The sequence below is a fragment of the Pantoea sp. Tr-811 genome (assembly GCF_011752535.1).
GTDB lineage: Bacteria > Pseudomonadota > Gammaproteobacteria > Pseudomonadales > Pseudomonadaceae > Aquipseudomonas.
In genome coordinates this window covers 1-25,922 of record NZ_VWXJ01000033.1, presented here as the reverse complement: position 1 = coordinate 25,922, position 25,922 = coordinate 1, and the positions used below count along the sequence as shown (strand labels likewise).

Below are 25,922 nucleotides of genomic sequence, written 5' to 3'. Positions count from 1 at the left end.
CCCACGGGCGGATGCCATGCCGCGCAAAGGCAAGCAGGCCGGTGCCAGCCGTGGCCGTGCGCGCACGGCCGCCAACGGGCGGGTAGCCTGGTTGCCAACCCTGCTCAAAGGCCGCCCGCAGCAACGCCAGGACCTGTGCTGGCAACAGCGCCAGGCACAGCCGACAGCACTGTGGTTGGTGATCGTCGATGCCTCGGCATCGACCCGTCGGCACCAGGCGTTGGCCCAGTGCAAGGGCCTGCTGGCCGAACTGTTCGACCAGGCCTATCGCCAGCGTGCCCGCCTGGCGCTACTCACCGCCAGTGGCGGTGCGCCCCAGTGGCAGCGCCACGGCCTGAAAGCCTCGGCGGCCTTGCAGCCTTGGCTGCAAGCCTTGGGCGCTGGTGGCGGAACGCCGCTGATCGCTGCACTGGAGCAGGCGCGTCGCTGGTTGCAGGCGCGGCAGAACGCTCACCCCCACGAGCCACAGCGTTGCCTGGTATTTACCGATGGTCGCCTGCAGCGCTGGAGCACGGTGCAACCGCTGCCGTGTTCAACCCTGTTGGTGGACATGGAATTGGCGCCAATTCGCCTGGGCCGCGCCAAGCAATTGGCCACGCAACTGCAGGCCGAGTATCAGCACCTGGAACAATTCAAGGTCAAGGAGTAAAGGAATAAGCGACACTTTGTCGCAAGGGGAAAGTTACCCAGCGGGCAAGTCGGATAGTTGCTCAAGTGCGTGGCGGGCACGCACTTGCAGGGAGCCGCGCTATTAGGTTGGCATCGACCAAGGCTGCAGGTCATAGCCCTTCTGCGACAATTCGGCGCGCACTTCCTCGATAAGGCTGGCCCATTGTGCCGGGTCCGAATAGATACGCGACGACACTTGCTTGCTACCGATGCGGGTGTTGGTCCGGTCGATCACTGCCAGGCTCAGTTCACCCGTACCATTGGGGGCATCCCAGGCTACGCACTGGAACGGTTCAAAGGCGTGGTCGGCGATCAGCAAGGCTTCGTTGACACGGAGCGGGGCATTCATGGTTCGGTCTCTCTATGGTCCCAAACATCGACATTAAAGTCCGCGTGGCTGCGGGGTCGCATCAACCGAATGGCGATCTGCAGTGCGGGGTTACTCGTACTGATGCTCCAAGTTAGCGGTGGAGTCACACAGCCGTTATAAATTTTTTTTCAGGTCGCGCGACGGGCGTTGCCGTTTTGTTTCCTGCGCCGCCTGTGACGCCAATAACAATAAAAGATTCCCGCGGCCAATTGACGCGCCGGCGGCGGGCAGACCAACGGTCGTGGGCAGCGTCAAGTTCGTTGCTACTGTTAATTAGGCGCCGCAACTTACTGTTTTTCGTATAAAAACCAACTATTGGCGCCAAGGAACGGTCATGCACGAAACCGCCGCCCTTCGTCGCTTGTTGATCGTCGACCCGTGCGACGACTGCCACCGCTTGCTGCCAGGTTTGGAATCGGCCGGTTGGGATGTGCGCAGTTGCAGCCTGGACCTGGCCCTGGAGCATCGCTGCGATGTTGGCTTGCTGCGCCTGCAGGATTCGCACTTGCGCCACCCGGATGCGGTCAAGGACATGATCAAACGCAGCAACACCGAATGGATTGCGGTGCTCAATGCCGAGCAGTTGCGCATGCAGAATGTGGGTGACTTCGTTTGCGAGTGGTTTTTTGACTTCCACACGCTGCCATTCGACGTCTCCCGGGTACTGGTTACCCTGGGGCGCGCCTTTGGCATGGCGCGCCTGCGCGGCAAGGGTGCCGTGCAGGTCGATGGCCTGGAGCATGAATTGCTGGGCGACAGCCGGCCGATCCTGGAGCTGCGCAAGCTGTTGGGCAAGCTGGCGCCCACCGAGTCGCCGGTGCTGATTCGCGGCGAGAGCGGCACGGGCAAGGAGTTGGTCGCGCGCACGCTGCACCGCCAGTCGCAACGCTGCGAGAAGCCGTTCATCGCGATCAATTGTGGCGCGATACCGGAGCACCTGATTCAGTCCGAGTTGTTCGGGCATGAAAAGGGCGCCTTCACCGGTGCGCACCAGCGCAAGGTCGGGCGAATCGAAGCGGCCCATGGCGGTACGCTGTTCCTGGATGAAATTGGTGACCTGCCGTTGGAGTTGCAGGCCAACCTGTTGCGCTTTCTGCAGGAAAAGCACATTGAGCGGGTGGGGGGCAGCCAGCCGATTCCGGTGGATGTGCGGGTACTGGCGGCGACTCACGTGGACCTTGAAAAGGCCATCGAGCAGGGGCGTTTTCGTGAAGACCTGTATTACCGCTTGAACGTGCTGCAGGTGGTCACCGCGCCGCTACGTGACCGGCACGGTGACCTGTCGATGCTGGCCAACCACTTTTCCCATTTCTACAGCCTGGAAACCGGCCGTCGGCCGCGTTCGTTCAGCGAGCATGCCTTGGCGGCGATGGGGCGGCACAACTGGCCCGGTAACGTGCGTGAACTGGCCAACCGGGTTCGACGTGGGCTGGTGCTGGCCGAAGGGCGGCAGATCGAGGCCCAGGACCTCGGCTTGCAGGGCTTGGAGCCTGAGGAGCAGCCGTTGGGCACCCTGGAAGACTACAAGCACCGGGCCGAGCGCCAGGCGCTGTGCGATGTGCTGGACCGGCACAGCAACAACCTGAGTGTTGCGGCCAAGGTTCTGGGGGTGTCGCGGCCCACCTTCTATCGGCTGCTGCACAAGCACCAGATTCGCTGAACCGGTGTTCGCGGCGGTTCGACAAGCCCGCTCCCACAGGACCCGGTAGGAGCGAGCGCAGCTCGCGATGGGCTGCAAAGCAGCCCCAGCACTATGAGCCGCGAGGCTGAAACCCTGGGGCCGCTGCGCGCCCCATCGCGAGCTGTGCTCGCTCCTACCGGGGGCGGCGCTGGCCTGGAGATGGGCGCTTGATCGGCAGCCCAGGGTTGAGATGTAGGTCAAGCGCCGGTGTTCGCGTATCGCATTTTTGTGCGGCGCGGCTGCAGGCAATGTTCCCTCCTCAAACCTTACCCTTGCCGCGCCGGGCCAATCATGCTGATCTGTCGTTACCGCCCCACAGGTAACCAACCCCCATGCTGGTCGTCGAGCAACTGCAAAAAACCTTCCCCACCGCCCAAGGCCCGCTCCAGGTCCTGCGGGGTGTCGACCTGGCCCTGGCCCGCGGCGCCAGCCTGGCGCTGATGGGCGAGTCCGGCAGCGGTAAAAGCACCTTGCTGCACCTGCTGGCGGGCCTTGACCGCGCCGATGGTGGGCGCATCCTGATCGACGGCGAACCCCTCGACACCTATGGTGAAAACGCCCTGGCCCGCTGGCGGCGCGAGGGCATTGGCCTGGTATTCCAGCAATACAACCTCATCAGCAGCCTGGATGTGGCCGCCAACCTGGCCTTCCAGGCACGGCTGGCCGGGCGCCACGACCCACACTGGGTGGCCTACCTGGCCGAACGCCTTGGGCTGGCCGGCCTGCTTGAGCGCTACCCGGAGCAATTGTCCGGCGGCCAGCAGCAACGGGTTGCCATTGGCCGTGCGTTGGCCAGCCGGCCCGCCTTGGTGCTGGCCGACGAGCCCACCGGCAGCCTGGACGAGGCCAGCAGCGACGAGGTATTGGCGCTGCTGCTGCAGTTGGTGGGCGAGGCGGGCAGCAGCGTGTTGATGGTGACCCACAGCCCGCGCCTGGCCGCTTGCCTGCAGCAGCGCTGCGTGCTGCACCAAGGCCGGGTGCAGGTGCCATGAGCCCGCTGACCATTGCCTTGCAGGCCCTGACCAGCCATTGGCGCCGCCACCGCCTGCAGTGCGTTGCCATCTTCACCGGCCTGTGGCTGGCCACGGCCCTGTGGACTGGCGTGCAGGCGCTCAACACCCAGGCCCGCAGCGACTATGCCCAGGCCCGCGCGGTGCTGGCCGGGCCGATGCAGGCGCAGATCGTGGCCCACGATGGCCAGCGTTTCGACCAGGCACTGTACGTGCAACTGCGCAGGCAGGGCTGGCAAGTGACGCCGGTGCTGGAAGGTCGGCTGCAGTTGGTTGGCGAGCAGGAGGCCAGCGTGCGGCTGATCGGCATCGAGCCTTTGAGCCTGCCACCGGGCATGGCGGTAGCAGGCGCCGACCCGGCCGGCTTCGACCTGCAGGCCTTTATCGAGGCGCCCGGGCAGGCCTGGGTGGGGCCTGATACCTTGCGCCAGCTGGGGCATGATGCCCACACGGCTGCGGGTAAGGTGCTGCCGCCGCTGGTCCTGAACGAGCACCTGGCGCCCGGTGTTGTGCTGGTCGACATCGGCCAGGCGCAAACATTGCTGGAGGCACCGGGGCAGTTGTCGCGGTTGTTGGGCGACAGTGACCGGCCACTGCCACAGGCATTGGCCGGTCGCCTGAAGGTACAGCCCGCGGAAGATGACACCGACCTGCAACGCCTGACCGAGAGCTTCCACCTCAACCTCACCGCCCTTGGCCTGCTGGCCTTCGTGGTGGGGCTGTTCATTGCCCATGCCGCGATTGGCCTGGCCCTGGAGCAGCGCCGAGGCCTGATCCGCACCTTGCGCGCCTGTGGCCTTAGCCTGAAGGTGCTGCTGACGGCGCTGGCCCTGGAGCTTGGTCTGTTCGCCCTGGCCGGCGGCATTGCGGGGGTGGTGCTGGGTTACCTGCTGGCGGCATCGCTGCTGCCCAACTTCGCCTCCAGCCTGCGCGGGTTGTATGGCGCCCAAGTGGCCGGGCAATTGCACTTGCCGCTGTACTGGTGGCTAGCCGGCATCGGCGTCAGCCTGCTGGGCGCGCTGCTGGCCGGCTTGGACAGCGTATTGCGTGCGGCACGGTTGCCGCTGCTTGCCCTGGCACAACCCCAGGCCTGGCGCCTGGCCCAGGTGCCCTGGTTGAGGCGCCAGGCGCTGGCCGGCGTGTTGTTGCTGGCAGTGGCCCTTGCATGCGGCTATGGGGGCAGCAACCTGGCCACTGCGTTCATGCTGCTGGCGACCCTGCTGCTGGGGGCTGCGCTACTGTTGCCGACGGCGCTGGCTGGGTTGCTTGCGGGCCTTTCGCGCCATTGCCGGCGGCCTTTGGCACAGTGGTTCGTGGCCGACAGCCGCCAGCAATTGCCTGCGCTGAGCCTGGCGCTGATGGCCTTGCTGCTGGCGATGGCGGCCAGCGTTGGCGTGGGCGGCATGACCGAGGGTTTTCGCCGCACCTTTGTCGGCTGGCTGGACCAGCGGCTGGCCGCAGACCTGTATATCTCGCCCCGCGACAGCGCCCAGGGCCAGCAGATGCTGAGCGACTTGCAGGCCAACCCGGCGGTGCGTGCGCTGTTGCCTGCCTGGCGGGTGGAATGGCGCCTGCAGCGTTGGCCGGTGCAAGTTCAAGGGGTGGTCGATGATGGCTTCTACCGCAGTCATTGGCCCCTGCTGGCGCAAGCGCCCAACGCCTGGGAGCTATTGGCCGAAGGCCAGGGGGCGATGCTCAGCGAGCAGCTGGCGCGGCGCCTGGGGCTGGCCCTGGGCGACACCCTGCAACTGCCGAGCGAGCCGCCCCAGGCGCTGCGGGTGGTGGGCATCTATGCCGACTACGGCAACCCCAAGGGCCATGTGCTGGTCAATGCCAGCTGGCTGCGCGTGCACGCGCCGGGTGCAAGCCTCACGGGCCTGAGCCTGATGCTGCAGCCTGGCCAGGCGTCGCCAGTGGCCACCGAATTGCGCCAGCGTTTCGGCCTCGATGACCGCCAGGTGGTGGAGCAGGCCAACCTCAAGGCCTGGTCCACCCAGGTGTTCAACCGCACCTTTGCGGTTACCGCCGCGCTCAACAGCCTGACCCTTGGGGTGGCCGGGGTGGCGCTGTTCATCGGCCAGCTGACCCTCGGCCAGCGCCGCCTGGGCCAGCTGGCGCCATTGTGGGCACTGGGCGTGCCCAGGCACCGGCTGGCATGGCTGAGCCTGGGGCAGACGCTGATGCTCAGTGGCTTTACCGTGGCCCTGGCGCTGCCATTGGGCCTGCTACTGGCGTGGTGCCTGGTGGCGGTAGTGAACGTGCAGGCGTTTGGCTGGCGCCTGCCGTGGCAGGTGTTTGCCGGCCAGTTGGTACAACTGGCGTTGCTTGGCCTGCTGACCAGCCTGCTGGCCAGCGCCTGGCCGCTGTGGCAACTGGCGCAGCGCCAGCCGGCCGACTTGCTGCGCAGGTTCGCCGATGAAAGCTGAAGCCTGCTGCCTGTTGGCCTGCCTGCTGCTGGTCGGCTGCGACGCGCCTGCGCCGCCGCTCAAGGGTTACGCCGGGCTTGGCGCCGAGGCGGCGGCGTTCAAAGCGGTGACGCCCGGCGTGGCGCTGGCATTCCCCCGCGACCATGGCGCCCATGACGGTTTTCGCATCGAGTGGTGGTACGTCACGGCCAACCTGCAGGATGCCCAGGGGCGCGACTGGGGTGTGCAATGGACGTTGTTCCGTTCCGCCTTGCGTCCTGGGCCGGACACTGCCGGCTGGAACAGCCCCAACCTGTGGATGGGCCACGCAGCGCTCACCGGGCCCGGCGGGCACCAGGTGGGCGAGCGCCTGGCCCGTGGTGGCATTGGCCAGGCAGGCGTCGAGGCCCAGCCGTTTCGCGCCTGGATCGACGACTGGTCGTTACAGGGCGAAAACCTCGACCATCTGCGCATGGCAGCCAGCGGCCAGGGCTTTCGCTACGCGCTGACGCTGGCCAGTGGCAGGCCGCTGGTGTTGCATGGCGCCCAGGGGTATAGCGAGAAGTCCGGCAAGGGGCAGGCGTCGTATTACTACAGCCAGCCGTTCTACCGTGTCAGCGGTGAGGTGGAACGGGATGGCCAGCGCATACCGGTCACGGGCCAAGCCTGGCTGGACCGGGAATGGAGCAGCCAGCCCCTGGCGGCTGGGCAACGCGGCTGGGACTGGTTTTCCCTGCACCTGGAAAGCGGCGCCAAGTTGATGCTGTTCCAGGTGCGCGAGGACCAGGGCGCCCCTTACCGGGCCGGTACCTGGGTGGGGCCCCAGGGGCAGGTGCGGGCGCTGCAGGGTGGTGAGGTGCAACTGACGCCATTGGCATGGGCCCGGCAAGACAACGGCAAGCAGGTGCCGACCCGGTGGCGGGTGCAGGTGCCGGTGGTGCAGGTGGATGTGCAGGTTGATGCCGTGCAGGGCAAGGCCTGGATGGGCACGCGGTTTCCCTACTGGGAGGGGCCGGTGCGGGTGAGCGGTGGTGGCCAGGGGCGGGGCTACCTGGAGATGACGGGGTACTAAGCCCGCACCGTGATCCCGCTCCTATGGAAAAAATCGTAACCATCTGATTTAACGGTGAATCCTGTAGGAGCGAGCGCAGCTCGCGATGGGCTGCAAAGCAGCCCCAGCACTATGAGCCGCGAGGCTGAAACCTTGGGGCCGCTGCGCGCCCCATCGCGAGCTGCGCTCGCTCCTACCGGGGCGGCGCTGGCCTGGAGATGGGCGCTTGATCGGCAGCCCAGGGTTGTGGTGTAGGTCAAGCGCCGGTGTTCGCGTATCGCATTTTTGGGCACCCACGCATTGCGGCGCGGCTGCTGGCACGGTTCCCTGCGCGACAGCGCAGCCCGCGAGGGCTGGGTTATCTCCTACAAGGCCTTGAAGCGCTGGATCAAGCCTTGTTGCCGCATGGCCAATCCATTGAGTTGCTGGCTGATGGCCGATGATTGCTCGGCCTGGCCCGACAGCGTGGTAACGACCGTGCGCACTGCCTCGACATTGCGGTTGATCTCTTCGGCAACGCTGCTCTGCTCTTCGGCTGCGCAGGCGATCTGCACGTTCATGTCGGTGATGATGCCCACGGCCTGGCGAATCTCTTCCAGCACCACCAGGGCTTGGCGGGTCTGTTCGACATTGTGGTGGGCCTGGCTGTTGCTGTGCTGCATGGCGGCGGTGACATCACGGGTGCCTTCGCGCAGGTTGTCGATCACCACCGCGATTTCTTCCACCGATGCCTGGGTGCGCTGGGCCAGCCCGCGCACTTCGTCGGCCACCACCGCGAAGCCGCGCCCGGCATCACCTGCGCGCGCGGCCTCGATGGCCGCGTTGAGCGCCAACAGGTTGGTCTGCCGGGCGATGGCGAGGATCACGTCAAGCACCGAGCCAATCTGCTCGCTGCTGGCCGCCAGTGTCTGCAGGCGCTGCATGGCATCGCCCATGCCAGCGGCCAGTTCGCCAATGCCCTGGGTGGAGCGTTCGATCACCTGCACGCCGCTGCCGGTGGCGCGTTCGGCGTGGCGTGCAGCATCAGCGGCCTGGGCCGCATTGTGGGCGGCGGCTTGGGCGGTGGCAGACATTTCGTGCAGGGCGGTTGCCATCTGCTCGATTTCCTCCACCTGCTGCCGCATGCCCTGGCTGGTGCGGCTGGCGATGCGCTGGGACTGGTCGGCGGAGCCGTGCGTTTCGTGCACCGCCTGCTGCACCTGGGCAATCACCGGCTGCAGGCGGTCGAGAAAGCGGTCGAAGGCAGCGCTCAGGCGGCCCAGTTCATCGCGGCGCGGGTACGCCAGGCGCCGGGTGAGGTCGCCTTCTCCATCGGCGATGTCATCGAGCAGGGCGGCCACGCGCAGGATCGGCCGGGTGACGCTGCGCGCGGCCCAGGCCATCATCACGATACCGACCACCGCCAACAGCAGGCCCAGGGCAACTTCGCTGGCCAGGCTGCGCACCTGTTGCGCCTGCATCTGTTGCTGCATCGCCAGCACCGGCGCTTCCAGCACCCGGCGGGGTACGCTGACCTGAACGTGCCAGGGCTGGGCATCGGCGATCGGCTGGATGGGCACCTGCACGGCCAGTTGCGCGCTATCGGCAACTGCCTGATCGTGCGCGGCCTTGCCCAGCCGTTGCGGGTTGGCGCTGTCGGCTGCCACAACGCCGGTGGGGCTGATGACCGACAGCGCGCCCTGGCCCTGGTAGAGCGCGGCGCTTGTCGCGCTGGCCGTGTCCTGCAGCGCATCCAGGCTGATGTCCAGCCCCAGCACGCCGAGCACCCGGCCTTCGACGATCAGTGGCACGGTAACGCTGGTGACCAGGTGTGGCGTGCCACTGGAGTCGTCCAGATACGGCTCCAGCACACAGGGCCGGGCACTTTGCCGTGAACAGGTGAAGAAGGCATTGAAGGGCGCACCGGTCGGCCCAGGCGTACCGTTGGCCAGTAGCGCCTCGGTGCCTGGCACTGCCTGGAACTGGCCGGGTTGCGGTTGTAGCCAGTAGAGGGTGAAGCGGCCGCTGTCGTTGCTGCCCAGGGCAGGCTGGTCGACGAAGGCGGCGTCGTGCCCGTCCAGGGCATTACGGTCGAAGGCGACGAACAGGCCGAGCAGGTCGTGGCGCTCGCCAATCGCCTCGCGCAGTACCTGGGCCAGGGTCTGGCGCAGTTGCCGGGAGGCCGCAAGGTCGGAACCGGCCTGGGTGCGCAGGTGCAGTACTTGCCGGGCCATGCCTTGGGCGAACTCGTAGGCCTGCCCGAAGCGTTGCTGCAGGTGCAGGGCCTGGGCCTGGCCTTCAGCGTGCAGGTTGTCCTGGGCGGCTGCACGCAGCAGGGCGCTGGAGGTGTCGACGATGGTTTGCGCGTCACCGCGCCGCTGTTCCAGTGAAAGCCCTGCCAACAGGCCGACGACCGTGACCAGGCAGGCGCTGGCCAGCAGGATGATCTTGTTCTGAATGCTCAAAGGCGGGGTTCCTTTCTTGTTTTATGCAGTGCCGGGCGTTGTCGCAGGCTACCGGGGCCGGGCGACAAACCCCATCACTGCAGGTGCCTTTGGCAAGCCGGCACAAGGGTACGGCAGGCTCGGACAAATTCACCGCCGAGCAAAGTGGCGCGGTATGTGCTTGCCCATCGTGCAACCGGGTTTTTGTTACCCAAAATCACGTGAATACTGCACTATTGTGGCGCGTGTTTTCGATAGAGGTGATTCATGAGCGGTCATGCAATGTCTGTCTGGAATGAGAGTGTCCACGCCATTTGCGGGCGCTTCGAAACCCGCTATGACCACTGCCAGAGCCTTTTCATCGGGGATTTTCGGCCCGCATTGTTAGGCAGTACGCGGGTGGCGCACATCCGCAGCAATGCCAATGCGATCGCTCGCTCAGGGCGTGAGGCGGGGCGGGACAACGACCCACATTGTTTCCTTGTGTTACAACACCACGGGGAAATGTCCATCGAACTGGGCGACCAGGTGATGGACCTGCGCGAGGGCGACATGGCACTGCTCGACTCGGCGCAGGCCATGAAGATGGTCCCGCGCGGGCTGTTCTCGCACGTGTCCATCCACCTGCCGCGCGAGCGCCTGAAAAACTGTGACCAGAGCCGTTTCGGCAAGCTTTCCACCGCCGGTGCGTGCGGGCAGTTGCTTGCCAGCATGGTGCGCCAGGTGGCCGAGGGCGAGCTTGAGCAATGGGCCTGCGCCGAAGACGGCGACGGCCTGCAGGCCGCGTTGCTGGGGCTGCTAGGCTCGGTGCTGGAGTATCGGGCACGCGACAGCTCGCCCGGGCTGTACCTGCACGAGGTGCAATCGCTGATTCTGCAGCGCCTGGACTCAGCGCGCCTGACCCCGGCCGCATTGGCGCAGGAGCTGGGCATTTCCAGCCGCCAGCTGTACCGCCTGTTCGAGGCCAGCGGCGACAGCGTGTGCCGTTACATCCTGCGCGAGCGCCTGCTCAAGGCCGCCCAGGATTTGCGCAACCCAGCCTATGGCCACCGCTCGATCACCGACATCGGCACCCGCTGGGGGTTTGCCGACTCTGCGCATTTCTCCAAAACCTTCAAGAAACAACTGGGGGTAACACCGCGCAGCTATCGCAGCCAGGGGCAGTAGGCGAGGGCCGACCGCCTTGCCGGCGTTGCAGGCCTGGCGCTGGCAGGCACGAGCCAAAATGTGGCAGGGGTGAACCTGAACGGTCAGGGGCGTTGTTGCAGACTCAAGGCCTGGGGCAACAACGCCCACTACCGTAACGGTCACAGGAGAGTTGACATGTCTGTCGCACACGTCGTCCAGCAATTGCAGGCAAGCTGCCAAGCCCACGATATCGAGGGTGTGCTGAAGAAATGTACCGCGGATTTCTGCGGCATGGGCCAGTTCGAGGGCTGATGGCATGAGCGATATTCCCCTGCTTGCCAGCGTGCAGCGTTTTCTCGACAGCAACCCCGGCAGTTTCGTCGACGGCCACCCGGTCAGAGAGGCCGGCGCCGAGCGCTTCGACGTGTTCAACCCCTCAACCGCTGCAGTATTGACCCAGGTATCCCACGCCAGCGAGGCACTGGTGGAGCGGGCAATCGATGCGGCGCGCAACTGTTTCCAAGGCGACTGGGGCAGCACCACGCCTTACCTGCGCGGCGTGGCACTGAACCGCCTGGCCGACCTGATCGAGGCCCATGGTGAGGAACTGGCGCAACTGGAGTCGCTGAGCTCGGGCAAGTCGATTCACCTGACCCGGCAGCTGGAAGTGCCCCAGAGCGTGGTGTTCCTGCGCTATTTCGCAGGCTGGGCGACCAAGATCCACGGGCAGACCATGACCCCGTCGCTGCCCTCGTTCCAGGGCGAGCAGTATGCGGCGTTCACCCGGCGTGAAGCGGTGGGGGTGGTCGCGGGTATCACCCCGTGGAATTTCTCGCTGATGATCGGTATCTGGAAGATCGCCTCGGCCTTGACCTGCGGCTGTACCATCGTGCTCAAGCCCAGCGAGTTCACGCCCTTGTCGCTGCTGCGCATTGCCGAGCTGGCGGTGCAGGCCGGCATTCCGGCAGGCGCCCTGAATATCGTCAATGGCAGCGGGCGCATTGGCCAGCAACTGATTGGCCACGACGGCATCGCCAAAGTCTCGTTCACCGGTTCCGTGCCCACTGGGGTGGCGGTGGGCAAGGCTGCGCTCAGCGCCAACCTGACCCGGGTCACCCTGGAGCTGGGTGGCAAGAACCCGGCGGCATTCCTGGCCGACGTGGATGTCGATGCGGCGGTCGAGGGCATTCTGCAAACTGCCTATGTCCACCAGGGGCAGGTGTGCGCGGCCCCTGAGCGGTTGTACATCCACCGCAGCAAAGTCGACGCGATCTGCGCCAGGCTGGCCGAGCGCCTGGGCGCGCTGAAGGTGGGTGGTGCGCTGGACGAGGCGGCCCAGTTCGGGCCGTTGGCCAACAAGGCGCACCATGACAAGATCCTTGGCTTCTTCGCCCAGGCCAATGCGCGCGGCCAGGTGATCTGCGGTGGCCAGCCGCTGCCGGGGCCGGGCTACTTCGTGCAGCCGACCTTGCTCAAGGCGTTGGACGAGCACGACCCGTTCCTGCAGGAAGAAACCTTCGGCCCAATCGTCACCGTGCTGCCATTCGACGACGAGGATGAACTGGTGCGGCTGATGAACGATTCGCCGTTCGGCCTTGGCGCCAGTGTGTGGACCAACGACCTGGCCAAGGCCATGCGCCTGATTCCGCGTATCGAGGCGGGCACGGTGTGGGTCAACATGCACACCTTCCTCGACCCGGCGGTGCCATTTGGTGGGGTCAAGGGCTCGGGCATCGGGCGGGAGTTCGGCAGTGCGTTCATTGACGACTATACCGAGCTCAAGTCGGTGATGATGCGCTTCTAAGCCTCTGGTGAGGCACCTGCACGCAGATGGCAGCCCCTCCAGAGATAGGGTAGGAGCGAGCGATAGCTCGCGATGGGGCGCGTAGCGGCCCCGGGTTTTCGGCTTTGCGGCACAGGATGCCGGGGCTGCCTTGCAGCCCATCGCGAGCTGCGCTCGCTCCTACGAGGGCGGGGGGAGCGGCGCAAAATATGGCGTTCAGTATTGGTAGCGTAAGGTGACTGCGAAGTTACGCGGGTCACCGAAGTACAGGCCACCAAAGTTGTTGGAGGTGGGCAGGGACTGGTAGTAGACCTTGTCCAGTACGTTGTTGAGGTTGTACTGCACGCTGAACTGCTGGTTGATCTGATAATGGGCATGCAGGTTGAGCAAGGCGTAGCCGCCTTGCTTGATCGTGTACCCGCTGACATCGGCTGCGGTGCGGCTCTGGGCATACACATCGCCGCCCACGCGCCATTGGTCCAGGGCACCGGGCAAACGGTAGTCCGTCGACACCTTGAGCAGGCGACGCGGGATCTTGCGGTAGTAGTCCGAGCCCTTGCTGCTGCCGGCCACATACTCAGGATCGCTGTAGGTGTACCCGGCGCTGACGTTCCAGTTCTCCAGGGGTTCGCCGGAAATCTCCAGTTCGAAGCCGCGGTTGCGCACTTTTGCGCCGGCTTCATAGCACTTGCTGGTGCCCGTCACGCCGCAGGTGGGCGACACCGACAGTGCCTCGGGCATGTTTTCCAGGTCGGTCTGGAAAATGGCCAGCGACGTGTTCAGGCGGCCATCGAAGTATTCACCCTTGATCCCGGTCTCGTAGTTTTCGCCTTCGATCGGGTCAAGCAAGGTGTTGCCGACACCGTAGTAACTTTGCGTCTTGTAGATCTCGGTATAGCTGGCATACCAAGTGTGGTGCTTGTCCAGGTCCAGTACCACCCCGGCATAGGGCACCAGCCGGCCATTTTCCCGGTATTGGTCATTGGTGTAGGGACTGGCCACTTTGTAGTCCGACCAACTCACCCGCGTGCCGAGGATCAGGCTCAGGTCATCGGTGAGGCTCAAGCGCGTGGCACCATAGAGGCCGCGTTCCTTGCGCGTGTAGTGGTAGTCCGCGCCAATCGCGTTGAGGATCGGGGCGGGCAGGGCGCTGTAGTCGAAGCCGGTGATGGTGATCGTCGGGTTGTTGGTGGCGCTCTTGATTACCGCGTCGAACTCGTCCTGGCGGCTGTTGGCCCCCAGCATCAGTTGGTGCTTGCGCCAGAACAGCTCGAAGGGCCCGGTGGCGTAGAGGTCCAGGGCGAATTGGGTGTCCTCGTAGTCGGCCTGGGAGACGGTCATGCGATAATTGTCGCCCGATACCCGGCTTGGGTACGCGGACAGGAAGTCGGCGTTCGACCAGATCGCGTTCATGGCCAGGGTCAGCTTCCACTCGTTGTCAAAACGGTGGGTCACATCGCCGAACAGCGTGTAGTTGTTGCGGTCCAGGTGGGCCCATTTACCGTTGAGGTTGGTGGAGCGGGACAAGGGGCCACGGCGCGGCCGCGCAGGTTGCCGGTGGCGGTCAATGGTCCGGAAATATCGACCTGGCTGCGGTAGTTGTCCCAGGAGCCTGCACCAAGTTCCGCCCCTAGGCGAAAGTCCTGAGTCGGGCGCTTGCGCACCAGGTTGATCGCCGCTGACGGGTTGCCCGTGCCTTGCATCAGGCCGTTGGCGCCGCGCACCACTTCGACGCGGTCATAAAGGGCCATGTTCGAGGTGGACATGACGTCCATGGAGTAGTTTTCCGAAATATTGGTCGGAATACCGTCGTATTGCAGGTCGCTGATTTCGAAGCCGCGCGCGTAATAGGTCGAGCGGTCGGTGCCGATCTTGGTGAGGGTGATACCGGTGGCGGTGCGTGCGATGTCGTCCAGGTTCTGCACGTTCTGGTCGTCCATCTTCTTGCGCGTGATCACCGTTACCGACTGCGGTGTTTCGCGCAGGCTCAGGGCGAGCTTGGTCGCCGTATTGGTCGACCCCGTGGTGTACGACCCGGTGCCTTCGGTGGTTGCGCCTGCCGGGCTGCCGGAGATGGTGATTGGCGCGAGGTCCAAGGCTTGGGCGTAGTGGCTCAGGACTTCTCCCAGGGGGCCTGCCGCGATGTCATAGCGCTGCACCCGTTGCTCGGCCAGGGCGCCGGCAGGCACCACTAGCGGTGCGGTGCAAAGCCCCAGACGCACGGCCAGATAGAGGCTGCGCGAAGCAGAGCGCGGTAGCGCGCGAAACGGCGACTTCATGTTTTCGATACTCCTGATGGTGTTGGCCAGAGGAGGACGGACGGCGTTCGAAAACACGAAATCAAACGTGAAATTATTTGTTCCTCGACCCTGGCTTGAGGGTCACACGGGTTACCCAGGGGGTGTACTGGCTGACCTGGATCGGCAAGGTACGCTCTAGCGGCCGCAGTGCCTGGCGCGGATCATCCAGCGGCAACATGACCGTGACCTGCAGCCCGGCCAGGGCGCCGTGATCGATCCACAGCAGGCCAGGGTAGTGCCTCGACAGGCGGGTCAGCACCTCGCTCAGCGGCTGGTCCTCTGCCAGCAACTGGTGTTGGTGCCAGGCCTGCTCAAGGGTGCCTGCCTGCACCTGCTCAACCTCGCCTGGGCCTGTTGCGTCAAGGCGCACACGCTGGTTGGCGGTCAGGTTCAACGCGTGGCCTGCGCTGCTGATGGCGGTGGTCGATTCGATCATGGTCACTTGCGTGGTGTCGCCCTGGCGTTCCACCGTAAAGCGCGTGCCAAGGGCGCGGACACTGCCGTGGGCTGTGACCACCAGGAACGGGCGCGGGTCCTTGGCCACATCGACCAGCACTTCGCCCCGCAGCAATTCGATTCTTCGCTCGCGTGCGTCGAAGCGCACGTTCACCGCCGAGCCCCCGTCCAGGTGGATCTGGCTGTTGTCATCCAGCCGGCGGTCAAGCCAGCTGCCCCCGGAGGTACTCAGGTCCGCCAGCCAATACCCCTGTTGCCAGCCCGTGGTGGTGAGCCACGCCGCTGGAACCAGTGCCAGCGCCAAGGCCAGGGCCTGCACGCTGCTGGGCCTGGGCGCCCGTGGTGCGCGGCGCAGGGCCTTGCCTGCCGCTTGGCCGGGGAGTTGCTGCAATGCCCCCATGCGCCCCTGCAGGCGAGCCACCGCGGCGGCATGTTCAGGGGCTGCGTTCACCCAGGCCTGGAATTGCGCCTGTAATTGCGCGTCGGCCTGGTTGTCGAGCAGCACCAGCCATTGCGCGGCCTCGCGCAGGGCTGAATGGGCCGTGTGCTCAGCCACCGTTCACCTCCATTGCAGCGTCGCACGCCAGCATGGCTTCGACCAGGTCGGCCTGTACGGTCCTCACCGAGATGCCGTGGTGGCGGGCGATGTCATCCTGGGCCAAGCCGTCAAGGTGGCGCAGGATGAAGGTTTCTCGCACCCTGGGTTTCATGCGTGAAAGGGCCTGGTCGATACGTTCCAGCAGTTCGATGGCCTGCAGGATTTCTTCATGCCTGGCACGTCCCCCCGGCGGCGGGCAGCAAACTTCTCTCATTCCGTTACAAAATGCTGGGGCATTCCTAGTTTGGGCTTCTTGACTCTTGACTTGGCTGTAAATAGCATCGCCCACGAACTCTACCGACCGGTCGGTAGGTTTGCTTCCTTGTAGGAGCGGGCTTGCCCCGCGAAGCAGGCGACGCGGTGCATGGCACCGGCTGCGCCGGTGTTCGCGGGGCAAGCCCGCCCCTACAGGGTTATTAGTTAAATCATAGATTTACGATTTGTTTCTTAGAGGCGTTGTCATGAGTGAAGTCACCACCCGCGTGCCAGTTCGCATCGCGGTAGCGTTGGGATTGATCGGTGCCCTGGGGCCATCGGCCGTCGACATGTACCTGTCGAGCCTCCCAGAGATCGCCCGTGAATTTGATACGAGCTTTGCCAGTGTGCAACTGACCCTGACGTTCTTCCTGTTGGCCATGGGCGCAGGGCAGTTGGTGTTCGGGCCTGTGGTCGATGCTTACGGCCGGCGCCGGCCGCTGCTGGTCGGGCTGGCAATGTTCACCTTGTGCGCCTTCGGCGCCGCCTGGGCGCCGTCGCTGGACATGCTGATCGGGTTCAGGTTCGTGCAAGGCCTGGGCAGCGCACTGACCCTGGTGGTCATCATGAGCATGGTGCGCGACATCAGCACGGGCGTTGCCGCCGCCAAACTGTTTGCCATGTTGATGACCATCGAGGGCGTTGCCCCGATCCTGGCCCCGGCGGCGGGTGGCTTCATCGACACGCACTTCGGTTGGCGGGCGGTGATGCTGGTACTGGCTGCCCTGGGGATCATCGTTCTGCTCAACAGCTGGGTTGCACTTGCAGAGACGCTGGCGCCTGGTAAGCGCGTGGCATTGAGCGTTGGCGCGGCCTGCAGAACCTACCTGGCGATTGCCAGGGACCGGGCATTTCTGCTGCCAGCCCTGGCGGTGTCGGGGGTGTTCTTCTTCCTGTTTGCCTACATCGGCGGTGCGACGTTGGTTTACCAGGAAAGCTACGGTCTGACTGCCCAGCAATTCGGGCTGCTGTTCGGTGCTACGGGTATCACCATCATTCTGGGCGCCATGGTCGCGGGTAAAATGGTGAGCCGCCTTGGCCTTGGCAAGCTGTCGATGCTGGGCGTGCTCTGCATGGCCCTCGGTGCAACGGTTTCGCTGGTGTGCACGGCCACTGGGGTGGGCCTGGTGGGGGTTGTGGCCGGGATGGCTATCGCGCTGTTCGGCCTGGGTATCGCCGAGTCCACGCTGATGTCCCTGGTGATGTCATCGCAGGACACGGCGCTGGGTTCAACCGCAGCCTTGCTGGGGGCATTCCAGCTGTCTTTGTCCTCCACGGCCACACCGCTTGCCGGCTTGATCGTGCAACAGGGCCCGGTGGCGTGGGCGGCATTGCTGGCGGCCAGCGCGGTGGTGGTGTGCGTGCTTACCAAAGTCAGCGTACCGGCTTCGGATGCAGACACTTACAATCTTGCTGAACATTGAGTGGAGGAAGCATGGCTTTGAAAGATTTGAGCGCAGCGGCTGACCGGATCGCCCATCTGGCGCTCAACCATTTTGCCGAACATGGCTATGACGCGGCCTCCATGAATGACATCGCGGTGTTGGCGGGCCTGAAGAAAGCCTCGCTGTACGCCCATTTTCCCAGCAAGGATGCGCTGTACGTCACCGCGCTTGAGATGGCCCTGGAAGCGGAAATCACCTATGTGCGCACGCATTTTTCCAAGGCCCCGCAGGTGAACAGTGTGCCCGGTGAGGCTTACTGGTTCGAGCTGCGCGATCGCTACACGCAAAACGACTCGCTGCGCTTTTTATTGAGGGCGGCGTTCTACCCGCCCCATGCGCTGAGAACCACCGTGATGTCCGGCTTCGATGGCTACCTGGAGGTGCTGCGTGGCTGTTTCACCGAAGCGTGCGTGGTGGGGCAGCAGCGGCTTGCGCCTGAACTGGACGCCTGGCTGGTGGATGCCTACATGGCGGTCATCGACAGCTTGACGGTTGAGCTGATCTACGGGAACGACGAAGGCTACCGCCGTCGCCTTGACGCCTTTACCGGCTTGTATCGCTGGGCGATGAACGCGGCAACAGCGCAGTTGGTGTGATGGAAAGGGACCTCATGGAAAGTACAATTTTCCGCTCGTAACGTGCATTTCAGCGGCGGGGCCGCGCTCACATACTGGATGGGTCATCAAGTACACGGCTGGCTGATCGGCCCCTGGCAAACAGGGTGAGGCGATCAGGCGCCTGGAACGAATTTTCCAATAATAAAGAGACCATCCATGAAAAAGTCCAACCCGCTGCTGGAAGACCTGAAGGCTGTGCTGCCTGCCATTGCAGCCAATGCCACGCAGGCGGAAAAAGACCGTAGCGTGCCGGCCGAGAACATCGCCCTGCTCAAGGGCATTGGCATGCACCGCGCCTTCTTGCCGAAAAAATTCGGCGGCATGGAGATTTCATTGCCTGAGTTTGCCCAGTGCATCGCCGTGCTTGCCGGTTCCTGTGCCAGCACTGCCTGGGCCATGAGCCTGCTGTGCACCCACTCCCACCAGATGGCGATGTTCCCGGCCAAGCTTCAGGAGGAAGTGTGGGGCCGCGACCCCGACGCAACTGCCAGCAGCAGCATCGCGCCGTTTGGGCGCACGGAGGAAGTGCCGGGTGGGGTGACCTTCAGTGGTGAAATGGGCTGGAGCTCGGGGTGTGACCACGCCGAGTGGGCCATTCTGGGGTTCCGCCGCAAAAATGCCGAAGGCACCCAGGACTACTGCTTCGCCATCCTTCCGCGCAGTGACTACCAGATCCGTGACGACTGGTTCGCCATTGGCATGCGCGGCAGCGGCAGCAAGACGCTGATCGTTGAAAATGCCTTCGTTCCTGAGCACCGTATCCAGAAAGCCAAGGACATGATGGAAGGTAAGTCCGCAGGCTTCGGCCTCTACCCGGACAGCAAGATTTTCTATGCACCTTACCGCCCCTACTTCGCCAGTGGCTTCTCCACCATCAGCCTGGGCGTTGCCGAGCGCATGCTCGACGTGTTCCGCGAGAAGACCAAGAACCGTGTTCGCGCCTACACCGGCGCGGCGGTTGGCGCGGCGACCCCGGCACTGATGCGCCTGGCAGAATCCACGCACCAGGTGGCAGCGGCACGGGCGCTGCTTGAGAAAAGCTGGAACGAGATCGCCGAACACAGTGAGCGCCATGAGTACCCAAGCCGCGGCACACTGGCGTTCTGGCGCACCAACCAGGGCTACGCCACCAAGATGTGCATCCAGGCGGTAGACCGGTTGATGGAAGCGGCGGGCGGTGGTGCCTGGTTCGAAAGCAATGAACTGCAGCGCCTGTTCCGCGACGCCCACATGACCGGTGCCCATGCCTATTCCGATTACGACGTTTGCGCACAGATTCTTGGCCGTGAACTGATGGGCCTGGAGCCCGACCCTGCGATGGTCTGAATACCCTTCAACGCCCCAACTGCCCATAACAACAATCAGAGCAAGCCCTGGGTGGCTTGCTTGGGAGTCTTGCATGTCTACTGAAAGCCAAGCACTTGAATTCGATGCGCGCGCATTCCGCCGCGCCCTGGGTAACTTCGCCACTGGGGTGACCGTTGTCACGGCCCGCGACGCAGACGGGCGCCAGGTAGGCGTGACCGCCAACAGTTTCAACTCGGTATCGCTGGATCCGCCCTTGATCCTGTGGAGCATCGACAAGCGCTCGACCAGCCATGAGGTATTTGAAGCCGCGTCGCATTTTGCGGTCAACGTGCTGGCAGCCGACCAGATCGACGTGTCCAATAATTTCGCCCGGCCGCGGGATGACCGCTTCGCAGGCATCGCCCATGAAGCAGGCGCTGGCGGGGCACCGGTGCTGGAAGATTGCGCTGCGCGGTTCCATTGTGAGAAGTACCAGCAACTCGATGGTGGCGATCACTGGATTTTGGTGGGCAAGGTGGTGGCATTCGACGACCTTGGCCGCGCGCCGCTGCTCTATCACCAGGGCGCCTATTCGATGGTGCTGCCGCACACGCGCATGACCAAGCGCGACGAAGGCCAGGCGCCCAGCAGCCACTTCCAGGGCCGGTTGAGCCACAACCTGTATTACCTGATGACCCAAGCGCTGCGTGCCTACCAGGCCAGTTACCAGCCGCGCCAACTGTCGACCGGCCTGCGCACCAGTGAGGCGCGCATGCTGATGGTGCTTGAGAACGACGCAGGCCTGGGCCTTGCCGACCTGCAGCGGGAAGTTGCGATGCCTGCCCGGGAGATCGAGGAAGCCGTGGCTAACTTGAAGCGCAAAGGCCTGGTGGAGGATTTTGGCGAATGTGTTCGGTTGACGGTCAAAGGTGTCGATGACACAGAAGCGCTGTGGACCATTGCCGCTGAGCAGCAAGAGAAAGTGTTTGGTCAGTTCAGCAAGGAACAGGTCGAGACGTTCAAAGAGGTATTGAAGGCCGTTATTCGCGGCTGATAAACGGGTTCAGCCGGGTAGTGCGCCAAGCAGACTACCCGGCCTAAACCTAGCGCCTGTACTCAATGGTGTAGGACTCATCGGTTCTCGGCTCTATAGTCACCGGCATACCGAAAAGCTTCCCGCCACACTCACTGACCACGCAGCGATGGACAGACCCCTGTCGAAGCTGAGCCCACAAGCCTTCGTCATGTATCACGATGCACATGACACGCTTTTCCGGGTCGTCTCTGACCTGAGCCTCCTGATAGTCCAGGTCGCAGCCGAATTCAGCGCCGGTAAACTCGGTGTCATAGCCAATCAGTACGCCATGTCGCTTCAGGTCGTCCCTTATGCGCTCAATCACCTCATCCGCTTCTTGTTTTAGCATGATGTTCATCTCATGGTGTTTGTACTCAGCAGAATTTTAGCTGACCTTGAGGGTTTGCGTTATCTGCTGGCGAAAGAGGCGTCATTGTTCGTAGGGGGCCGCCATTACTGTGGTTGCACGGTTGTTCAACCCCTCCACCGCGGTGAGCCGCGCAATTTCGATACCGTTGCGCACAATCACCACCTCCGTTCCGTAGATCACTTGTTCAAGAATGAACTCAAGGCTTGTCTGGGCCTCGGGGAGGTCGTATTTCACCTGGTGCACGATAGATTCCTTTTGGGAGATTCAAGGGTGGGATAACACCCGTAGGCATGGCGCCGAGGTAGGGCGGCAGGCTGTGCAATATGATGATGCGCGCGAGGAGAAATGTGCTTTCTAATGTTGCTGATATCTTGGCCACCAAGGCATAGATTTTTCAGTTTAGCGGTGCTTGGCGCAACGGTTATGCCTACGGGCTAGCGCTCGCGCCAGCTAACGGTGAATCCGCAAGCACCCTGCCGGCCGCGTTTTGTTAAATGGATCCAACCGTCGGTCCGACTCTTTTAATCCTTCGATGGCATTGATTTGCGCATCCAGCCACGCCCGCTATGGTGGCAGTTAAGCGTTTGATTAATACTAAAGTCGTAGGAGAGTGGAATGAGAATTCGTGGTGATGTCTTCTGGACATGGGCTGACCCAACCCTGCATCACCGCACTCATGACGAAACGCTTGGCGATGGAACATTCATCGATGTTCAGGTACGCCTGTCGCGAACAGGCATTACCCAGATGTTCATAGGCGTCTACGCGCCTGCTGGCATGGCACTGCTTGAAGAGTCCTTCGAGTCGAGGCCGGGGGAGTCCATGACAACTGCATTGGCCTGGGGTGTGGCGCGTGCGAAGCAGGTGGCCAGGGACTGTGGCCCGGCAGCCGGGCGGTTTTCCCACGAGATGTAAAAGTTTGTGGCGAAGGTATTTTGACGCTGGTTATTTGGCTTTTTTCCTGTACGCTGACCGGACAGTCAAACCTCTTCCACTTGTTGAAGGTCCAGCCATGCGCGCTCGCGGCAAGCTTTATTGGGACTGGGCCGACCCGGCGTTGCATTTTCGCAACTACGACGAACGCCTGCCCTGCGGTAAATTGATTAATATTCAGGTGCGGCTCTCACCACAGAACATCACCCAGTTGTTCTTCGGCATTTATGGCGACAAGGGTGTGATGCTGCTCGAAGAGCATTATCCGCAATGCGATGGGCAAACACTGTCGGCTGCCATGGCGTGGGCCCTGCAGCGTGCTCAGGCATGGGTAGGCACGACCTTTGCGCCGCCTGCGGACAAAAGGCCTGAACGGCTGCCAAGGAAAGGCTCGCGGCTCTACAAGTAAGGGGCTGCAAGGCAGCCCTGGTATCTCATCCTTCAGGCGGCGTTACACCGCAAATGAACGCATCCGAGCCTAGGCGGTGCGTGCCGTATTCGACGACATAGCCCTCGCCGCGCCGTTGCGCCTCGGCCTGGGCGGTCTGCTGGTCGGCATAGACATCCACGAAGTGCCAGGGGTGGCGGTCCCTGAGCACTCCCCAGCCGAGTACCCAGCCTGGTTTGTCGGGGTCTGCTGGAAGGTTTCTGGCCAGGCTGCGAATCGACATGCGTTACCTCCGATGGCGTGGGGTTCTCCTACATGAAACTTCACGGGCACCCATGAGTTCCATGAACCTCCCATTTCTGCGCAGTCAAATGATACGCAGGGCCACGCTTCGCCTGGCCGGAGGTACTCACATGAAACGTAAAGCCGCTTGGGTTGTTATCTTGTCTGGCGTGTTGCTGCTCAGTGGATGTTGGCCGTATTGGCATGATGGCTGGCACCATCGGCACTATTACGATGATCACCATGGGCAGGACTATCGCCGCTGGTGAAGCCTGGACGGCTTGATGTCGGTCTGCTAGCAGGGTGTGCCGGAAGGGTGGCGCACCCTGTACAAACTGTAAAGAATTGGAAAAGCTCACCCGAACGGATGAAGGCGGCCTCTACAATCGCCTCGCTGCCCGGCCAAGCGTCAGGCGGGCATCAGATCCTGTTTTCGGAGTGTTGTAATGAAGTTGAATCACGTTTTGCGCGCCGCAGTAGTCGCTACTCTGATTTCTGCGCTTTCGGGTTGCTGGATGTTCATGCCACCCGGCGGTGGCGGCGGGCACGGTGGTGGCCATGGCGGCCCTGGCATGGGCATGGGTGGCATGCATGGCGGCGGCCCGCGTTAATTCGGCCCTTGCTGCACGCATATATCAACGGGAGCCCGCGCAAGCGGGCTCTTCTATTATGAAAAACGAGAATACCGTTCTGCCATTATCCAGCGATACTAAGGTGACAGAACACCCATAACAAAAAAGGGCATCGGGCTTCGCTTTCCAACCTTGATGAAGGGGGCAGCAGGAGCGTGTCGCGTGAAAAGTTCAAGATCGGTTGCAGGTGCAATCATGCTGTCAGCGTTTGCCACCCTGTTGTTGTCAGGGTGCGCGCAGAACCCGGATGTGCGTGATGGCCATGATTCTACATCCGGAATAACCGAAAGAAGCGCGCCCGCTTATTTGGGTTGCGTAAAAGGCGAGTTACCTGGCAATGCCAAGGTCTATGAAGTGGATGATGCCGGCGCGGTGAGGTTGTTCGTCGACAGTACCGACCCTGATAAAGCCAACGGCCTGGTCGAAGTTCGCGGTACGGGCACGCAGCATCAGTTCACGGCTTACCAGCGTGATGCCTGGTATGACCATGGGCGATTGCTCGATGCTGCGCTGATGTGTTCCAAGGCCTGATCTGGCGCAACTTGGAACATGACGTTGACCCAAAAGCCCGCGCCCGAACGCGGGCTTTTCATAGGAGAAACCCTTGCAAGACTTTGGTGGGTTAGTGCTTTTTTTCAAGTACCGTTAACATGCACCACGCCACTGATGGTTTATTGCAAATGCCAATTCTTCGTATTTTCTTCTATGCTGTTTTTGCCGCAAGCCTCGCGGCGTGTGCAAATCCTGGTAAACCGACTGCCAGCAAGGAAACAGCCAAATCGCCCAGTGAATATGCCGCGTGCGTATTGCCCAAGTGGCAGGCCATTGCACCGCAAACCACGCAGAAATCGATTGCCCACGGTTACCGCCTGACCGCCCCCAGCGCGGTTACCTCTGATGTGGTACTGGAGGTTGTGGAATTCCATAAGGGGAGCCGTGCCACCTTCTACCGGGGCAGCTTCCTCAGTGGAGACGCATTGCGCATGGCCGCCCGGGAATGCCTCGATTGAAGGCTGGGTAAGGGTGCTGGCGGCTAGCCAGTACGAAACCTGACGATGCAGTCGGATTGAGTAAAGTTAAGTAAAAGTTGTCTACGCCTTGTCCAAAGGCTGGTTACTTTGTTCTGAACACTCATTACCGATAGCAATCGATGAACACACTTCCGTCGCAGCCCAGTGCTGAACGCGGGGCGTTCTCCAGTTTCGAGGCGTGTCGCAATACCCAGAAAGGCCCCGTGGTGATTCTTGCGTCGGGTGCTTCAGCCCGGCATTTCCCGTTGGGTGATTTTGCCCACCTGCCGGTGATTGCCATGAATGGGTCGGTGTCGCTGACTGCCGCCTGCGGTGTTCGGCCGTTTTTCTACGTGTGCACCGACACCAGCTTCCCCAAGCAGCAACCCGAGCTATTCGCCACTGCCTTGCGCCAGAGCCAGCGGTTGGCCCTGTGGCCCGAGCAGTTCGCCGATGCCGCGGTACCCCGTGGCACCGAATGCTACCCCTTGCACAAGGCCGATACCCCGGGTGTTCTGGATGGCCTGCGCGGGGGCGGCAGCCATCACGTCTGCAACCGGGCGCTGTGGAGCAAGCGTGGGCGTTCCATTGCGTTCAGCAAGGACATGTCGAACGGCTATTACGATGCCCGCACTGTTGCCTTCGTGGCCTTGCAACTGGCCTACCACCTGGGGTTTGAGCAGGTGCTGTTGGTGGGGGTCGATCTTGACCAAGGGGCAGGGCGGTTCTACGAAGATGGCAACGCCCAGGTGTCTCCCTGCGGCCTCGATCAGCACTGGGGCAGCCGTATCTTGCCGTCCCTGACACTGATGGCCGAGCAGGTGGTCAACGAGCAGTTTCGGGTTTACAACCTGTCGCAGCAGTCGAGGATTCCCGAGCAGTTGATCCCAAAGATCGGCCTGGATGAAGCCCGTCGCATCGCTGCCTGAAAACAACAACAGCAAGAAAGCGGATGCGCCGCCAACCCTGCGGCGCTACAGTGCGCTGACCTTGGCCTGTAGTGGAATTCCCCGATGTCCTGCGCATTCACCCTGATGCAATCCCCCGTCGGCACCTTGACCCTGGTCGCCCGTGGCGAGCGGCTGGCGGCGGTGTTATGGCAAGAGGAGCGGGAAAACCGCGTGCGTCTCGGGGAGCTGCACCGGGATGACCAACACTCGACCCTGCGCGAAACTGCCCTTCAGCTGGGCGAATACTTCGCCGGCAAGCGTCAGCAGTTCGACCTGATGCTGGATTTCGCCGGTACCGATTTTCAGCGCCAGGTGTGGTCAGCCTTGCTGACCATCCCGTTTGGCCAGACGCGCAGCTACAGCGACATCGCCCGGCAGATTGGCAACCCTAATGCCGTGCGCGCCGTAGGCGCCGCCAATGGGCGTAACCCCATCTCGATCATTGCCCCGTGCCACCGGGTGATCGGTGCCTCTGGCGGGCTGACCGGGTTTGCCGGTGGCTTGCCGGCCAAGCAGTACCTGTTGGCCTTGGAAGGCCGGCAAAGCCTCACGCTGGATTTGTGATCTGCCTTGGTAGGAGCGAGCGTAGCTCGCGATGGGGCGCGCAGCGGCCCCAGGGTTTCAGCTTCACGGCGGGGCTGCTTTGCAGCCCATCGCGAGCTGCGCTCGCTCCTACAGGGGGGCGGGCGCGCCTGGTGGTAATGGCCTTGGAAGGCCGGCAAAGCCTCACGCTGGATTTGTGATCTGCCTTGGTAGGAGCGAGCGTAGCTCGCGATGGGGCGCGCAGCGGCCCCAGGGTTCCAG

Annotated in this window: 27 protein-coding genes; 18 read left to right on the top strand and 9 right to left on the bottom strand. The window is 63.1% G+C overall.

From position 1 onward, the window contains the following. Window positions 1-16: 16 nt before the first annotated feature. Window positions 17-649, top strand: coding sequence for a VWA domain-containing protein (locus F3J44_RS28545; protein ID WP_167277828.1), 633 nt, complete (start codon window positions 17-19; stop codon window positions 647-649). A 102-nt stretch (window positions 650-751) separates the two neighbouring features. On the opposite strand, the gene F3J44_RS28540 is transcribed toward F3J44_RS28545, so the two are convergent. Continuing rightward, window positions 752-1,018 carry a hypothetical protein gene (locus F3J44_RS28540; protein ID WP_167061085.1) on the bottom strand — a complete coding sequence of 89 codons (267 nt, stop codon included), beginning with the start codon at window positions 1,016-1,018 and terminating at the stop codon, window positions 752-754. Window positions 1,019-1,373: 355 nt separating this feature from the next. Between F3J44_RS28540 and F3J44_RS28535 the strand changes: the two genes are divergently transcribed. The 4 genes from F3J44_RS28535 to F3J44_RS28520 all read left to right on the top strand — a co-directional run bounded on the left by F3J44_RS28535 (window position 1,374) and on the right by F3J44_RS28520 (window position 7,207). Further along, window positions 1,374-2,699: a sigma-54 dependent transcriptional regulator gene (locus F3J44_RS28535; RefSeq protein WP_167277827.1), complete on the top strand. Its 1,326-nt coding sequence runs from the start codon at window positions 1,374-1,376 to the stop codon at window positions 2,697-2,699. Window positions 2,700-3,052: 353 nt separating this feature from the next. Next, window positions 3,053-3,712 (top strand): ABC transporter ATP-binding protein, encoded by a 660-nt coding sequence (locus F3J44_RS28530; protein ID WP_167061090.1) that lies wholly within the window; start codon window positions 3,053-3,055, stop codon window positions 3,710-3,712. Next, window positions 3,709-6,156, top strand: coding sequence for an ABC transporter permease (locus F3J44_RS28525; RefSeq protein WP_167277825.1), 2,448 nt, complete (start codon window positions 3,709-3,711; stop codon window positions 6,154-6,156). The genes F3J44_RS28530 and F3J44_RS28525 overlap by 4 nt, the downstream gene beginning before the upstream one ends. After that, a complete protein-coding gene (locus tag F3J44_RS28520; protein ID WP_167277824.1) occupies window positions 6,146-7,207 on the top strand; it encodes a lipocalin-like domain-containing protein in 1,062 nt (353 codons plus the stop codon). The genes F3J44_RS28525 and F3J44_RS28520 overlap by 11 nt, the downstream gene beginning before the upstream one ends. Window positions 7,208-7,551: 344 nt before the next feature. Here the strand turns inward: F3J44_RS28520 and F3J44_RS28515 are convergent, their stop codons facing one another. Beyond that, a complete protein-coding gene (locus tag F3J44_RS28515) occupies window positions 7,552-9,630 on the bottom strand; it encodes a methyl-accepting chemotaxis protein (RefSeq protein WP_167277822.1) in 2,079 nt (692 codons plus the stop codon). A 246-nt stretch (window positions 9,631-9,876) separates the two neighbouring features. On the opposite strand from F3J44_RS28515, the gene feaR reads away from it, so the two are divergent. Both feaR and F3J44_RS28505 read left to right on the top strand, forming a co-directional pair. Continuing rightward, entirely contained in the window at window positions 9,877-10,776 is a 900-nt protein-coding gene (gene feaR, locus F3J44_RS28510) for a transcriptional regulator FeaR (protein ID WP_167061101.1), read from the top strand. 277 nt (window positions 10,777-11,053) lie between these two features. Continuing rightward, complete coding sequence (locus tag F3J44_RS28505; RefSeq protein ID WP_167277821.1) at window positions 11,054-12,541, top strand: aldehyde dehydrogenase family protein; 1,488 nt, start codon at window positions 11,054-11,056, stop codon at window positions 12,539-12,541. Between the two features lie 195 nt (window positions 12,542-12,736). On the opposite strand, the gene F3J44_RS29680 is transcribed toward F3J44_RS28505, so the two are convergent. The 4 genes from F3J44_RS29680 to F3J44_RS28490 all read right to left on the bottom strand — a co-directional run bounded on the left by F3J44_RS29680 (window position 12,737) and on the right by F3J44_RS28490 (window position 16,088). Then, window positions 12,737-14,089 (bottom strand): TonB-dependent siderophore receptor, encoded by a 1,353-nt coding sequence (locus F3J44_RS29680; protein ID WP_370526796.1) that lies wholly within the window; start codon window positions 14,087-14,089, stop codon window positions 12,737-12,739. After that, window positions 13,972-14,799: a TonB-dependent receptor plug domain-containing protein gene (locus F3J44_RS30165; RefSeq protein ID WP_205300234.1), complete on the bottom strand. Its 828-nt coding sequence runs from the start codon at window positions 14,797-14,799 to the stop codon at window positions 13,972-13,974. The genes F3J44_RS29680 and F3J44_RS30165 overlap by 118 nt, the downstream gene beginning before the upstream one ends. A gap of 73 nt (window positions 14,800-14,872) precedes the next feature. Then, window positions 14,873-15,832 (bottom strand): FecR domain-containing protein, encoded by a 960-nt coding sequence (locus F3J44_RS28495; RefSeq protein WP_167277819.1) that lies wholly within the window; start codon window positions 15,830-15,832, stop codon window positions 14,873-14,875. After that, a complete protein-coding gene (locus F3J44_RS28490) occupies window positions 15,825-16,088 on the bottom strand; it encodes an RNA polymerase sigma factor (RefSeq protein WP_205300233.1) in 264 nt (87 codons plus the stop codon). Before F3J44_RS28490 ends, F3J44_RS28495 begins: the two co-directional genes overlap by 8 nt. 247 nt (window positions 16,089-16,335) lie before the next feature. On the opposite strand from F3J44_RS28490, the gene F3J44_RS28485 reads away from it, so the two are divergent. The 4 genes from F3J44_RS28485 (at window position 16,336) to F3J44_RS28470 (ending at window position 20,532) form a co-directional block, all read left to right on the top strand. Further along, window positions 16,336-17,553: a multidrug effflux MFS transporter gene (locus F3J44_RS28485; protein WP_167277817.1), complete on the top strand. Its 1,218-nt coding sequence runs from the start codon at window positions 16,336-16,338 to the stop codon at window positions 17,551-17,553. Window positions 17,554-17,564: 11 nt separating this feature from the next. Continuing rightward, window positions 17,565-18,170 carry a TetR/AcrR family transcriptional regulator gene (locus F3J44_RS28480; protein ID WP_167277816.1) on the top strand — a complete coding sequence of 202 codons (606 nt, stop codon included), beginning with the start codon at window positions 17,565-17,567 and terminating at the stop codon, window positions 18,168-18,170. Window positions 18,171-18,347: 177 nt separating this feature from the next. Then, complete coding sequence (locus F3J44_RS28475) at window positions 18,348-19,517, top strand: p-hydroxyphenylacetate 3-hydroxylase oxygenase component (protein WP_167061111.1); 1,170 nt, start codon at window positions 18,348-18,350, stop codon at window positions 19,515-19,517. A 73-nt stretch (window positions 19,518-19,590) separates the two neighbouring features. Next, a complete protein-coding gene (locus tag F3J44_RS28470) occupies window positions 19,591-20,532 on the top strand; it encodes a p-hydroxyphenylacetate 3-hydroxylase reductase component (RefSeq protein ID WP_167277814.1) in 942 nt (313 codons plus the stop codon). A 49-nt stretch (window positions 20,533-20,581) separates the two neighbouring features. Here F3J44_RS28470 and F3J44_RS28465 read toward each other — a convergent pair whose 3' ends face one another. Both F3J44_RS28465 and F3J44_RS28460 read right to left on the bottom strand, forming a co-directional pair. Beyond that, entirely contained in the window at window positions 20,582-20,902 is a 321-nt protein-coding gene (locus tag F3J44_RS28465) for a hypothetical protein (protein WP_167061117.1), read from the bottom strand. Window positions 20,903-20,983: 81 nt separating this feature from the next. Further along, window positions 20,984-21,166, bottom strand: a complete 183-nt coding sequence (locus tag F3J44_RS28460; protein ID WP_167061119.1) for a type II toxin-antitoxin system Phd/YefM family antitoxin — start codon at window positions 21,164-21,166, stop codon at window positions 20,984-20,986. A gap of 372 nt (window positions 21,167-21,538) precedes the next feature. Here F3J44_RS28460 and F3J44_RS28455 point away from each other — a divergent pair, with 372 nt between their 5' ends. Together F3J44_RS28455 and F3J44_RS28450 are read left to right on the top strand one after the other, a co-directional pair. Further along, window positions 21,539-21,838 (top strand): hypothetical protein, encoded by a 300-nt coding sequence (locus F3J44_RS28455; protein ID WP_167277813.1) that lies wholly within the window; start codon window positions 21,539-21,541, stop codon window positions 21,836-21,838. Between the two features lie 97 nt (window positions 21,839-21,935). Further along, the gene (locus tag F3J44_RS28450) at window positions 21,936-22,265 is read left to right on the top strand and encodes a hypothetical protein (RefSeq protein ID WP_167061125.1); all 330 of its coding nucleotides are present in this window, start codon (window positions 21,936-21,938) and stop codon (window positions 22,263-22,265) included. Between the two features lie 25 nt (window positions 22,266-22,290). Here the strand turns inward: F3J44_RS28450 and F3J44_RS28445 are convergent, their stop codons facing one another. Then, a complete protein-coding gene (locus F3J44_RS28445; RefSeq protein WP_167277811.1) occupies window positions 22,291-22,527 on the bottom strand; it encodes a hypothetical protein in 237 nt (78 codons plus the stop codon). Between the two features lie 130 nt (window positions 22,528-22,657). Here F3J44_RS28445 and F3J44_RS28440 point away from each other — a divergent pair, with 130 nt between their 5' ends. From F3J44_RS28440 to F3J44_RS28420, 5 genes are all read left to right on the top strand, one after another. Next, on the top strand, window positions 22,658-22,795 hold the full coding sequence (locus tag F3J44_RS28440; protein ID WP_167061130.1) for a hypothetical protein: 138 nt from the start codon (window positions 22,658-22,660) through the stop codon (window positions 22,793-22,795). A 525-nt stretch (window positions 22,796-23,320) separates the two neighbouring features. Next, entirely contained in the window at window positions 23,321-23,689 is a 369-nt protein-coding gene (locus tag F3J44_RS28435) for a hypothetical protein (RefSeq protein ID WP_167061134.1), read from the top strand. A gap of 119 nt (window positions 23,690-23,808) precedes the next feature. Beyond that, complete coding sequence (locus F3J44_RS28430) at window positions 23,809-24,168, top strand: hypothetical protein (protein WP_205300232.1); 360 nt, start codon at window positions 23,809-23,811, stop codon at window positions 24,166-24,168. A 140-nt stretch (window positions 24,169-24,308) separates the two neighbouring features. Next, entirely contained in the window at window positions 24,309-25,097 is a 789-nt protein-coding gene (locus tag F3J44_RS28425) for a lipopolysaccharide biosynthesis protein (protein ID WP_167277810.1), read from the top strand. Between the two features lie 84 nt (window positions 25,098-25,181). Continuing rightward, a complete protein-coding gene (locus F3J44_RS28420) occupies window positions 25,182-25,682 on the top strand; it encodes a methylated-DNA--[protein]-cysteine S-methyltransferase (RefSeq protein ID WP_167277808.1) in 501 nt (166 codons plus the stop codon). Window positions 25,683-25,922: the final 240 nt, after the last annotated feature.

Bases quoted from the DNA above. Each gene is read 5' to 3' on its own strand.
- F3J44_RS28545 (WP_167277828.1), top strand. From the start codon at position 17: ATGCCGCGCAAAGGCAAGCAGGCCGGTGCCAGCCGTGGCCGTGCGCGC.
- F3J44_RS28540 (WP_167061085.1), bottom strand. From the start codon at position 1,018: ATGAATGCCCCGCTCCGTGTCAACGAAGCCTTGCTGATCGCCGACCAC.
- F3J44_RS28535 (WP_167277827.1), top strand. From the start codon at position 1,374: ATGCACGAAACCGCCGCCCTTCGTCGCTTGTTGATCGTCGACCCGTGC.
- F3J44_RS28530 (WP_167061090.1), top strand. From the start codon at position 3,053: ATGCTGGTCGTCGAGCAACTGCAAAAAACCTTCCCCACCGCCCAAGGC.
- F3J44_RS28525 (WP_167277825.1), top strand. From the start codon at position 3,709: ATGAGCCCGCTGACCATTGCCTTGCAGGCCCTGACCAGCCATTGGCGC.
- F3J44_RS28520 (WP_167277824.1), top strand. From the start codon at position 6,146: ATGAAAGCTGAAGCCTGCTGCCTGTTGGCCTGCCTGCTGCTGGTCGGC.
- feaR (WP_167061101.1), top strand. From the start codon at position 9,877: ATGAGCGGTCATGCAATGTCTGTCTGGAATGAGAGTGTCCACGCCATT.
- F3J44_RS28505 (WP_167277821.1), top strand. From the start codon at position 11,054: ATGAGCGATATTCCCCTGCTTGCCAGCGTGCAGCGTTTTCTCGACAGC.
- F3J44_RS30165 (WP_205300234.1), bottom strand. From the start codon at position 14,799: ATGAAGTCGCCGTTTCGCGCGCTACCGCGCTCTGCTTCGCGCAGCCTC.
- F3J44_RS28490 (WP_205300233.1), bottom strand. From the start codon at position 16,088: ATGAGAGAAGTTTGCTGCCCGCCGCCGGGGGGACGTGCCAGGCATGAA.
- F3J44_RS28485 (WP_167277817.1), top strand. From the start codon at position 16,336: ATGAGTGAAGTCACCACCCGCGTGCCAGTTCGCATCGCGGTAGCGTTG.
- F3J44_RS28480 (WP_167277816.1), top strand. From the start codon at position 17,565: ATGGCTTTGAAAGATTTGAGCGCAGCGGCTGACCGGATCGCCCATCTG.
- F3J44_RS28475 (WP_167061111.1), top strand. From the start codon at position 18,348: ATGAAAAAGTCCAACCCGCTGCTGGAAGACCTGAAGGCTGTGCTGCCT.
- F3J44_RS28470 (WP_167277814.1), top strand. From the start codon at position 19,591: ATGTCTACTGAAAGCCAAGCACTTGAATTCGATGCGCGCGCATTCCGC.
- F3J44_RS28465 (WP_167061117.1), bottom strand. From the start codon at position 20,902: ATGCTAAAACAAGAAGCGGATGAGGTGATTGAGCGCATAAGGGACGAC.
- F3J44_RS28455 (WP_167277813.1), top strand. From the start codon at position 21,539: ATGAGAATTCGTGGTGATGTCTTCTGGACATGGGCTGACCCAACCCTG.
- F3J44_RS28450 (WP_167061125.1), top strand. From the start codon at position 21,936: ATGCGCGCTCGCGGCAAGCTTTATTGGGACTGGGCCGACCCGGCGTTG.
- F3J44_RS28445 (WP_167277811.1), bottom strand. From the start codon at position 22,527: ATGTCGATTCGCAGCCTGGCCAGAAACCTTCCAGCAGACCCCGACAAA.
- F3J44_RS28440 (WP_167061130.1), top strand. From the start codon at position 22,658: ATGAAACGTAAAGCCGCTTGGGTTGTTATCTTGTCTGGCGTGTTGCTG.
- F3J44_RS28430 (WP_205300232.1), top strand. From the start codon at position 23,809: ATGCACCACGCCACTGATGGTTTATTGCAAATGCCAATTCTTCGTATT.
- F3J44_RS28425 (WP_167277810.1), top strand. From the start codon at position 24,309: ATGAACACACTTCCGTCGCAGCCCAGTGCTGAACGCGGGGCGTTCTCC.
- F3J44_RS28420 (WP_167277808.1), top strand. From the start codon at position 25,182: ATGTCCTGCGCATTCACCCTGATGCAATCCCCCGTCGGCACCTTGACC.